Here is a 10,012-nt window from a genome sequence, read left to right as displayed (position 1 = left end):
CGCTCCACCGTCCATGGCGCAGTCACGCCAAGCAGCTGCCGGTACAGTTCCACGCTGTCCATCGCACACCTCCTTACCAAGCCATGCGCGAAAGCGTACTACCTACCCACACGAAAGTCTGAAGAACCTAAATAATGCAGCATAGTCTTCGCAGCACTTCGTTTGGTCTCTTCCAGTGCTGGAAGCAGGCGTCGACCGCCGAGAGGACTTCGGCGAGCGTGGCGAAGTACCGGTTATGTAGCGCCAGGCGTCTTGTCAGCTTCCAGACGCGTTCGATAGGCGCCAGTTGCGGACTGTATGGCGGGAGGAACAACAAGGTCAGGTGCCGCCTGTACTTGCGCAGTAACGGCTTGAGCAGGATGGCATGGTGGTACCTGGCGTTGTCCAGCACGACGACGATGCGCTTGCCGCGACGTCGATGGCGCAGTAGCTGGCGCAGAAAGGATGCAAACGTTTCTGCGTTGAAGACACGGCACACCTTCCAGACGAAGCGGCCAGTGCTCAAGCTGACGGCGCCAAAGCACGCCACCGACTTGCGCGTCGGCGCATGCATCAACACCGGGTCGCGGAGCTCCGGGGCCACTCACATGCGACAGCGCGATCCGTGTTGCTGGAAATGGCATTCGTCCAGGCTCCATAGCTCAATGTCGTCGCGTTTTGCCAGTCGCCGCAGTTTTTTTACCGCCGCAACGCGAACGGGATCAGACTGGGCGGCCTGCGGGCGCGGTTTGCGCAGCCGAAAACCCATCTGGCGAAACAACCGCTGGCACTGACGCACGGCCAGCGTGATGCCGTAGCGCTGACGCAAGTGCTCCGAAAGAACAGGCCCATGCCACAGGCCCGCTTCAAATCCGAAGTCAAGTGGTGTCTTGCGCAGATCCGTCTCAATGCGAGCCCATTGCGCCTCATCCAACGCACGCGGACGTCCGGGCCGCTCACCTTCCCGCAATCCGTCGAAACCACCCCGCTCGAAACGTCGGGCCCATCGCTGAACTGTCGTGGCCGCCTGACCGAACAACTGGCCGACTTCGGTGCACGAGTAACCGCTGCTCACCAGCGCGGACGCGTCAATGCTTKATCTGCCCGCGCAATGGATGCCGGAAGAAATAGCGCTCGGTCACCGCCGAAACGACGCTCTCGTCCGTAACATATTGAACACCAGCCTTGTTCCAGCCGTTGCTAACCAACTTGGCAAGAATCGCCTTGGAGGCGGCATCAAGCGGCACAGATGAAATCTGCAGACTCATCGTTCTTCCTTTCTAGTCGATCACTGCCGCACAGCCGCCTGCCGGGGCGCCAGCTACTCCATCACGGGGATCACTTTTCCGTTATCTAGTGCGCGAGCACCGCGCCGAGATCGAGTTCATCGGCAACTTTCTTCAATCGCTTGTCGCGCGTCCAGATGGTGATGCCTGGTTGTAGGCGCGCGGACGCCAACAGTGACGTGTCGACATATCCGATTCCACGATTGAACAAACCTTCGCGCTCGATCAGATAAAAGGTCTCCTCCGGCGTTGCAACTGGCGCGCGCGGCAGATCGAGCAACGCGCCAAGCACGACGTCACGGTCACGCAGACTACCGAGCGAAATCTCGCCTATCACATATGGATGAGCCAGCACACGCTCCTCGGCAAGCAGGCTAATCAGCATAGGATCAGAAGCGTTGATGTGGTCAATCCAGACCGACGTGTCGACAAGAATCATTCGACGTCCTGCCGCCGACGCGGCGCCCCCTTGATGCCCGGTTGGCTACCGCCAAGATTCGCGAGTCGTTTCGCGGCTTCACGCTGGATCAAGGCCTTTAGTGCTTCGCGCACAAGTGCCGTTTTTTCCTCCAGGCCCGTATAGGCTTGAGCCTTGGCGATCAAGTCGTCATCAAGCGCAATAGTCGTACGCATGGGAACCTCCGTAAGTATCAGCACCAATTATAGCATCGTTTGATGCTTGTAATAGTGCATTTCGTCACCTCGTAATGAGCGCATTTTGCCGCAATATTCCTATGCAGTTGCACGCGAGAACAGCGAAAACCACCCGCAAACACAGACGAGATATCGCGTCTTCGGAAAAATCGGCGCCGCGTCGATTCGGGCTGCAAGTTAGCAGAAATTGCGGCTGCTTGTGGCAAGGCTGCCCAACAGCGGCGACAAGTCAACGATGTGCTGCGCCACCAAGTGCCGGACGTCGCCTTCACATTGCCACTGCCCGTAGATCCCCGCCAGTGTGGCGCCTAGCACTTCCTTGCGGAATCTCTCCATCACCGATGGCTGGCAAGGGTGAAGGCTTCTCGCGGCACTGGCTAGCCGCCGACCGGTGTGCRGATTCGTGCGATGGGCAAAGAGGTGGCAACAAAGGACGAGGGAAGGGGATGGCAGGCCGTGTCGGGCCAGATGCTGATGGACTTTGAGCCAGGTGAACCGGGCGCGGCGGTCGTGGAGTCTCTACACGATACACGGGCGCCGGCGGCCGAGGCGCAGGAATGGTTCCTCGTCGGAGCCGATCTGGAAATGGAGAAGCGGATCGAAGCCGAGGCGGCATACCGTCGCGCGCTGGAGGCCGGATCTTTGACGCCGTCGATTACGGAGTGCATCGACAGCTCATAGATTTCCAGATTGCGGGCGATATCGCGCTCCAGGATCAGCGAGAGATTGGCGGCCCCTTCCTGCGCGCGGGCATACGCGTCCTGGCGCATTTCATGGAGCGCACCGGCCCCTACGGCGGCATTGGCAACAGCAAGCACAAAGCTGCTGGCCACGAAAAGATTGAGAGATTTAAAGTTCACTTTTTGGCGCGGGCCAAGGTTATCCGGTTGCATGTTCGGGGTTGTCACTCCGCCCAGGCTCGAGCGCGCCGATTGTACGCGCCCAAATACACGTGCCACGCAGGCGCGTCAGGAGGAGGGCATACGTCAAGTGGTGGCGCTCGAAGGCAGTTGCAGGGGTTGCGCACCCAATTCTCGATGGACCTGGAGCGCACCCGCGAGCGGTCGCGGTGGTCCGGGAGCGGGGCACGCGCGCTGCTCGAGATCGATCAGGAACGAACCGTGGCCGTAGCCAGCGCCGAGAGCGCGCTTGGCGCTGGAGCGCGAACTCGCCAATGCGGGTATCAAGGCGCTACCACGTCGGGCCGCCGGCTCACGCTGCTGCGACATCGCCACATCAATGCGGCCCTCGTCCAGCAGGTTTAGCAGGCGGGCGCTGGCGTCCCCACGCGAATTCCACGCAAAGGGTCGGCTGGAGGCGCCACAGGGCCGGCAGCGCGCACGTCAGTAGCGGTACCGCGCTCTTCGTTTCGAACCCTTATTCGTCTCGCGAGGCAGCGCTTTGCGCGTTTCCGATATACGTTAAAAATGGGATTTGCCGCCGGTTGCCTTGGATGGCTGTTCCCGTGTTTTGGGGCGAGCGAGGGCAGTACTGCTTCTAGGCGGCTCTTCAGAATACCGGCAGGCGTCTTCCGCGAAAATGGGCAGAAGTTGGGCAAAGGCCGTGGTTAGACGCAGCAGAATGCGCTGCGCTAGAACAGGGCGGTGCTAGAGAGCCGCAGACGCGCAAAACCCCGCGCTGGTGATGGCGTGTCAAATTGCGTAATCACCGGGCTCCACGCCGCTCTGCTTGAGGTCGAGCGACTTAACGAGCGCGCTCCATTGCTCGTTGTCGAATTCCTCCCCAGCGATATCGGCCTCGTTGCGCTCGTCGTAATCAACAAACGTAACGAGGTAGTAGCCGGGCAGATAGTCGTCGTCCCCCATCCCGTCTTCTGCTGGGTCAAACACGTCGAGGACGATGAATGCGTCTCCCTGGTCGTTTTGCCAGACAGAGTGCAATGCGGGTTTTTCGAGCGCCAAGACGAATTCCTTCTCTGTTGATCGGGTCGATCCGCATCAGAACGGGCCGTGGCGCAACGCCGTTCTGCGCTAGTTGCCGATGCGGTGGAAACGCATCATAGCGCGCCGTATCGAACGTCTGAATATCGAGCATCGGGTGTTGTGATGGGGGGCGCGGCGCGAAAATGACAACCGAACCCGTCTCTCGTAGTTTTTCTGGATGATTTTACATAATAGTCTGTGTGCTTTCTGCGTCATATTTTGGTTTGATCGCGCGCCCGGATTTAATAGTCCTGTTGCGCACCGGCTCCCTTCCCGATATTGCGCGGCTCGCGCACGGCACCAGTCCTTCAGGCCATGATGCGCGCGGCGTCCGGGCGCGCCCACCAGCGATGCCCACCCACGGCTTCGAGGAACGCATCGTGCTGGGCGCTCGCGTCCTTCTTGCCCACCACCAGGCCCGGCCCCGCAAAGCCGCCCTCTATACCGGCGGCGCGCGCGGCTGCCGCAACCAGCACGGCGCCAGCGCCGCCGGCGCCGACCGGCTTGTAGTGCTTGTAGGCCTCGCAGATAAAGAGCAGGGCAGCCGGTTCGGCCTGCAGCGCGCTGACATCGCCATCGGGCACGTACACGGCGTCGAACAGCACCGAACCCACGGACGGCAGCGCGTGATCGACCAGCACGGCCTTGCCTTCCGCTGAGGTGACGCCATTGGCGCGCGGGCCGATCACCTTGGCGGACGCCCCGGCTGCCGCGGCGCGCGTCTTGAGCGAGTCCACCGCCGCGCCGCTGACGCCGTCCGCCACCAGCACGGCAATCTTGCGGCCCCGGATGTTCCCCTTGGACTGGGACGCCAGGCTCAACGCGGGCGAAGCCGCGATACCGTAGTCATCGATCTCGACCGGCTCGCCCACGGACTCCACCTCAATGCCAAGCTTGCTGGCCACGCCGCTGGCCAGCTCGGGCGCGATATGGGCCAACTGGCCGACCACGCGGGCACGGATGGCGGGGATCTCGACCTTGGAGAGCTCGAACGTGTAGGCATCGACGATCTGGGCCTTCTCGGTGTCGGACTGGCTGCGCCAGAACAGGTTGGCCTGCGAGAAATGATCGGAAAAAGTCTCGCTGCGCCGGCGTACCTTGGCAGCGCCTTCGGCGGCGGCTTCCGCGTAGCCCAGATGCGCATCGGTGTCGCCCGCCAGGAACGGGCAGCCGCCACCCACCGCGTTGGGCTGGTAACTGGAGCGGCCCTTCACCACGGTCTGGCGCATCAAGCCGTCGCGCTGGTTGTTGTGCACCGGGCACAACGGCCGGTTGATCGGCAACTCGTGGAAGTTGGGCCCGCCAAGCCGTGTGAGCTGGGTATCCAGGTAGGAGAACAGTCGGCCTTGCAGCAGCGGATCGTTGGTGAAATCCAGGCCCGGCACCAGATGCCCGGGGTGGAATGCCACTTGCTCGGTCTCGGCGAAAAAGTTGTCCGGGTTGCGGTTCAGCACCATCTTGCCTACGCGGCGCACCGGCACCAGCTCCTCGGGGATCAGCTTGGTCGGGTCGAGCAGGTCGAAACCGAACTGGTGCTCATCTTCCTCGGGCACCAGTTGCACGCCCAGTTCGTACTCGGGGAAGGCGCCGTTCTCGATGGATTCCCACAGGTCGCGCCGGTGGAAGTCCGGGTCCTTGCCATTGATCTTGAGCGCTTCGTCCCACACCAGGGAATGGGCGCCCAGCACCGGCTTCCAGTGGAACTTGACGAAGGTGGCGCGGCCTTGCGCATTGATCAGCCGGAAGGTATGCACGCCAAAGCCTTCCATGGTGCGGAAGCTGCGCGGCAGGGCGCGCCCGGACATGGTCCACAACACCATGTGCATGGATTCCGGCTGCAGCGACACGAAGTCCCAGAAGGTGTCGTGCGCCGAGGCGGCTTGCGGAATCTCATTGTGCGGCTCGGGCTTGACCGCGTGGATGAAGTCCGGGAACTTGATGGCGTCCTGGATAAAGAACACCGGCATATTGTTGCCGACCAGGTCGTAGTTGCCCTGCCGCGTATAGAACTTCACGGCAAATCCGCGCACATCGCGCGCCAGGTCCGCGGATCCGCGCGAACCCGCTACCGTGGAGAAGCGTACGAACACCGGTGTCTGCGCGCCGGTGCGTTGCAGGAAGTCAGCGGTTGTGTAGTCGGCCAGCGATTCGTGCAGCTCGAAATAGCCGTGCGCGGCGGCGCCGCGCGCATGGACCACGCGCTCGGGAATGCGCTCATGGTCGAAGTGGGTGATTTTCTCGCGCAGCAGGAAATCTTCCAGCAAGGTCGGGCCACGCGCGCCCAGCTGCAGCGAGTTGTCGTCTTCGCCAATCGGCATGCCCTGGTTGGTGGTCAGCACGCGGTCTTCGTTGGAAACCACATTGCCGACCGTGTCGGACCCCAGCACTTTCGGCTGGGGAGACAGCCGCTCCTTCACGGCGCGGTCATATGCGGCATCCGCGCCGGTAACCGCGCGGCTTGCGGTCTGCGTCACGTCGCTGGTCGAGACACCCGTGACTGTGTCCGGCGCGGCACCGCTGCCGGCGGGCGCGGGCTGCCTGGCACCGTTGCCGCCGGATTTGCAGTTGGAAGGCCTCGGGGACGAAGTCTTTTTGGAAGCAGGCGTCTTTGGCATGGTGAATCCTGGAAAGAGGGTCGGCAAGAACAAACAGGAAGGCCTCATCCAGGCAGATAGCGTGCCAGCGCCGCTGCGGCATCCGAAAGATGCCCTGACGGCGGCCTGGCGCGCGCACTTGCGCCTTTGCCCGCCTGCGGCTTCTGCGCTTTCTCCGCGTGGCACGACACGCGCAATTTTCAGCGAGATGTAATTTGTGCAACTTAAACCTTATTCGTCTCGCGAGGCGGCGCTATGCCCGTTTCGGATACACGCTAAAAAGGGGGCGGGTTGCCTCCGGTGGCTCCGGTGGCATTGGATGCGGATTCCGTGTTTTGGCGAAGCGAGGGTGGTGCCGCTTCTAGAGCGTACACGCTGATGGGTGCCATTCAGCACAAAGATCGACACTTTACGCAATTTTGCCGGCTTCTTCGTACAACATGTTCGCAAAATTGGCCGACAGCCCAGTTTGCCATTAGCGCGGATACGCATCTAAGATGCATTTCCCCAATCGTCCGCCAATGCTGCCATGCTGCTTGACCGACTCACACAAGCCGCCGCCGAGCGCGCCGAACGCGCCATGACGCGCAGGCGGCGCGTCACACACACAGCCTGCGCGCCACATCAGGCGGTCGGCAATGAATGCGGCGAGCAGCGCACGCTGGTGAGTTTTTGCAGCAACGATTACCTGGGGCTGGCCAACCATCCCACGGTTATCTCCGCCTTTGCCGAGGGCGCTTACCGCTATGCCGCGGGCAGCGGTGCCTCCCACGTGGTTAACGGGCACTCGCTGGCCCACGACCATCTGGAGAACGAGTTGGCGCGGTGGATGGATTCACATATCCCCGAGGCGCAGGCGCTCTATTTCTGTAGCGGCTACATGGCAAACATGGCGGTGCTGAGCGCGTTGGGCACGGCCGGCGCTACCCTGTTCTGCGACAAGCTCAACCATGCCTCGCTGATCGACGGGGCGCTTCTGGCGCGCGCCCATGTCAAACGCTACCCGCATGGCGACACCACTGCACTGGCGAGACTGCTGGCCGGTAGCGACAGCCCCCTCAAGCTGATCGTAACCGACAGCGTATTCAGCATGGATGGCGACCTTGCCCCGCTGGTCGAATTGCTGGCATTAGCCGAATGCCACGATGCCTGGATCGTGGTCGACGACGCCCACGGCTTTGGCGTGCTGGGGGAGAGCGGTCGCGGCGTGCTGGAGCACCTGGGACTGGCCTCCGAACGCTTCATCTACATCGGCACGCTGGGCAAGGCCGCCGGCGTAGCGGGCGCCTTCGTGGCGGCGCACCCAACCATCGTGGAGCATTTGGTCAATGTGGCGCGGCCCTATATCTACACTACGGCCGCGCCGCCGGCCGCAGCGCATGCGCTGCTGGCCAGCCTGGCGCTAATCGCGGGCGAGGAGGGACGCCGGCGCCGGGCCCATATGGCGCAACTTATTGGACAGCTGCGAGCAGGCCTGGAAACATTACAGGCCTGCCATGCGGAGGCCGGCTGGCGGCTGGTCGATAGCGATACCCCTATCCAACCACTGATCGTAGGAGGCAATGCTGCTGCCATGGCCCTCTCCGCCGCGCTGGAAGCCGATGGCATCCGCGTCACGGCCATCCGGCCGCCAACGGTGCCCGAAGGCACGGCGCGCCTGCGTGTCGCGCTCTCGGCAGCGCACACCGCGGGCGACATAGCGCGCTTGCTGGACAGCCTGTCTGCCGTGCTGATGCAGCGGGATGCGGCATGAGCGCGCCAGCCCGCTTCGCCACACTCGCCAGGCTCGGAATGTGCTCCCAAGGACCATCAGCATGAGTACGACAATGCTAAGCACGGAGGCCGTGGCGCATGCGAAAGCGGTGATCGGGAAGCCAGTTCCCTGTCGCCCATTTGTTAACGCCACATTCTTGCGCGATCCTTATCCTCTCTACCGCGAGCTGCGTGAGGCTGGCCCTATCTATTGGAGCGAGGAGTTCTTCGGCGGCGCCTGGTTGCTGACAAGGCACGAAGACGTCGAGGCCGTGCTGCGCGATCCCCTCTACTCAGCGCGGCGCACGGGTGGCTGGGTGATGCGTGGCAGCGAGGAATCGCGCCAGGCGCTCTGTCCCTTTCAGCGCCTGTTCAGCCGGGCGATGTTATTTCTCGACGCACCGGATCACACGCGGCTGAGGCATGTGCTCAGTGCCGGCTTCCGGCCGTCAGCCCTACGCGCCAGCGCAGGCGCGATCGAGCACATGGTGGCCGGACTGATGAATGGCATTGACGAAGCGGGGCAGTTTGATTTCATGGAGAGGATTGCCAGACCGCTCCCGGCAATGGTGATTGCACGCCTGCTCGGCATGGACGCGGAAGACCAGCCTGAATTCCTGGCCTGGTCCGAGGATCTGGCCGCCTTCATCGGCGCACTGGACCCTGATCCGGCGCTAAAACGACGAGCGCAGGTTAGCTTGCTCAAGATGTGTGCCGCCTTCGAGGCAACGCTCGAGCGACGCCGGGCGCAAGGGGCAAAGGTGCCGGACGCAGCAGGCGACGATCTGATCGGACACCTGCTGCGAGCCGAGGCCAGTGGCGAGGTGGTGTCCGGGGCCGAACTATTGGCGCAATGCGCCATGCTGCTGTTCGCGGGACATGAGACGACGCGCAATCTGCTCGGCAATGGACTGTATGCCTTGCTGAGCCATCCGGATCAATGGCGGCGCCTGCAGCGGACTCCCGAGTTGCTGCCGAATGCCTTGCGCGAGCTATTGCGCTACGAGAGTCCGGTCCAATACACAGGGCGGCGGGTCACCACGGACGTGGTGCTCCATGGGCGCCGGCTGCGGCGCGGGGAGTTAGTGGTCCCCCTGATCGGCGCTGCCAATCGCGATCCGGCGCGCTACAGCAACCCGGACAGCCTGAATATCTCCCGGCGGGAGGGCTCGCACTTGTCGTTCGGACATGGCCCGCATTTCTGCATTGGCGCCGCGCTGACGTTGATGGAGGCGGAGGTTGCGTTTCGGGCGCTATTGGCCCGCTGGCCCAGGCTAGAACTCCTGGATACAACTCCGCGCTGGACCGGGAACCCCGTCTATCGGGGGCTCGGTAGTCTGCAGGTACGCTGCCGGCCCTTGACGCACACAATGGGCGTGAGCTGAAACGGTCCAGAGTGGTAGATAGGGGGAGCCTAATCCAGCTTAATTCGCACGTCTTTTGCAACTTGCCGATACTGTGCGATCGCGGCACGCACGCGCTGGCGGAAATCCTCGGCGCGCCCATGCCGGGGTAATCGAATGGAAGGGACTTCCACCGAGTAGCAATCTGCGCAGGCTTGCGCGTTGCTGCCAACCCCAAGACCGCGGCTGGATATCGAGCGCTGGGCAGTCGCTGCCTGCAGGCTTTCGCAGTTGTCGGTGTCCCATTCAAACCAATGGGATCGCCGCACTCATTGTTATATAGCAGACTAATTTAACATAATAAACGTTATGTGCTCTGTTGGTATGTTCTGAAGTGTTGCGTGTGGGACGGCACGGAGACTTCAGATACACGGAGACTTCAGATACCGCAACGGAAAAGT

The 10,012-nt window shown here is 62.4% G+C and carries 9 protein-coding genes and 1 pseudogene; 3 read left to right on the top strand and 7 right to left on the bottom strand.

Annotated elements, in window-relative coordinates; translation table 11 throughout:
* Positions 1 to 127: 127 nt before the first annotated feature.
* The 7 genes and pseudogenes from AC1DKD_RS34745 to AC1DKD_RS34715 all read right to left on the bottom strand — a co-directional run bounded on the left by AC1DKD_RS34745 (position 128) and on the right by AC1DKD_RS34715 (position 6,336).
* Positions 128 to 1,054, bottom strand: a pseudogene (locus AC1DKD_RS34745) (IS630 family transposase).
* Between the two features lie 13 nt (positions 1,055 to 1,067).
* Positions 1,068 to 1,247: a hypothetical protein gene (locus AC1DKD_RS34740; protein ID WP_441635334.1), complete on the bottom strand. Its 180-nt coding sequence runs from the start codon at positions 1,245 to 1,247 to the stop codon at positions 1,068 to 1,070.
* Between the two features lie 85 nt (positions 1,248 to 1,332).
* A complete protein-coding gene (locus tag AC1DKD_RS34735; RefSeq protein WP_441635332.1) occupies positions 1,333 to 1,704 on the bottom strand; it encodes a type II toxin-antitoxin system VapC family toxin in 372 nt (123 codons plus the stop codon).
* Positions 1,701 to 1,898 carry a type II toxin-antitoxin system VapB family antitoxin gene (locus tag AC1DKD_RS34730; RefSeq protein ID WP_006159576.1) on the bottom strand — a complete coding sequence of 66 codons (198 nt, stop codon included), beginning with the start codon at positions 1,896 to 1,898 and terminating at the stop codon, positions 1,701 to 1,703. The genes AC1DKD_RS34735 and AC1DKD_RS34730 overlap by 4 nt, the downstream gene beginning before the upstream one ends.
* 398 nt (positions 1,899 to 2,296) lie before the next feature.
* On the bottom strand, positions 2,297 to 2,812 hold the full coding sequence (locus AC1DKD_RS34725; protein ID WP_477144285.1) for a hypothetical protein: 516 nt from the start codon (positions 2,810 to 2,812) through the stop codon (positions 2,297 to 2,299).
* A 759-nt stretch (positions 2,813 to 3,571) separates the two neighbouring features.
* Positions 3,572 to 3,841, bottom strand: coding sequence for a hypothetical protein (locus tag AC1DKD_RS34720; RefSeq protein WP_441635328.1), 270 nt, complete (start codon positions 3,839 to 3,841; stop codon positions 3,572 to 3,574).
* 329 nt (positions 3,842 to 4,170) lie between these two features.
* Positions 4,171 to 6,336, bottom strand: coding sequence for a catalase (locus AC1DKD_RS34715; RefSeq protein WP_441635326.1), 2,166 nt, complete (start codon positions 6,334 to 6,336; stop codon positions 4,171 to 4,173).
* Between the two features lie 19 nt (positions 6,337 to 6,355).
* On the opposite strand from AC1DKD_RS34715, the gene AC1DKD_RS34710 reads away from it, so the two are divergent.
* The 3 genes from AC1DKD_RS34710 (at position 6,356) to AC1DKD_RS34700 (ending at position 9,593) form a co-directional block, all read left to right on the top strand.
* A complete protein-coding gene (locus tag AC1DKD_RS34710) occupies positions 6,356 to 6,670 on the top strand; it encodes a hypothetical protein (RefSeq protein WP_441635324.1) in 315 nt (104 codons plus the stop codon).
* 315 nt (positions 6,671 to 6,985) lie between these two features.
* A complete protein-coding gene (gene bioF / locus AC1DKD_RS34705) occupies positions 6,986 to 8,209 on the top strand; it encodes an 8-amino-7-oxononanoate synthase (protein ID WP_441635322.1) in 1,224 nt (407 codons plus the stop codon).
* 61 nt (positions 8,210 to 8,270) lie between these two features.
* Positions 8,271 to 9,593: a cytochrome P450 gene (locus tag AC1DKD_RS34700; protein WP_477144284.1), complete on the top strand. Its 1,323-nt coding sequence runs from the start codon at positions 8,271 to 8,273 to the stop codon at positions 9,591 to 9,593.
* Positions 9,594 to 10,012: the final 419 nt, after the last annotated feature.

The organism is Cupriavidus sp. 05T313, assembly GCF_056396665.1.
Note: the sequence above shows the minus strand (reverse complement) of the source record. Positions and strands in the feature narration are given on the sequence as shown.

What these genes read in the sequence shown, in the direction of transcription:
- AC1DKD_RS34735 (WP_441635332.1), bottom strand. Translation starts at nt 1,704, where the DNA reads ATGATTCTTGTCGACACGTCGGTCTGGATTGACCACATCAACGCTTCT.
- AC1DKD_RS34730 (WP_006159576.1), bottom strand. Translation starts at nt 1,898, where the DNA reads ATGCGTACGACTATTGCGCTTGATGACGACTTGATCGCCAAGGCTCAA.
- bioF (WP_441635322.1), top strand. Translation starts at nt 6,986, where the DNA reads ATGCTGCTTGACCGACTCACACAAGCCGCCGCCGAGCGCGCCGAACGC.
- AC1DKD_RS34700 (WP_477144284.1), top strand. Translation starts at nt 8,271, where the DNA reads ATGAGTACGACAATGCTAAGCACGGAGGCCGTGGCGCATGCGAAAGCG.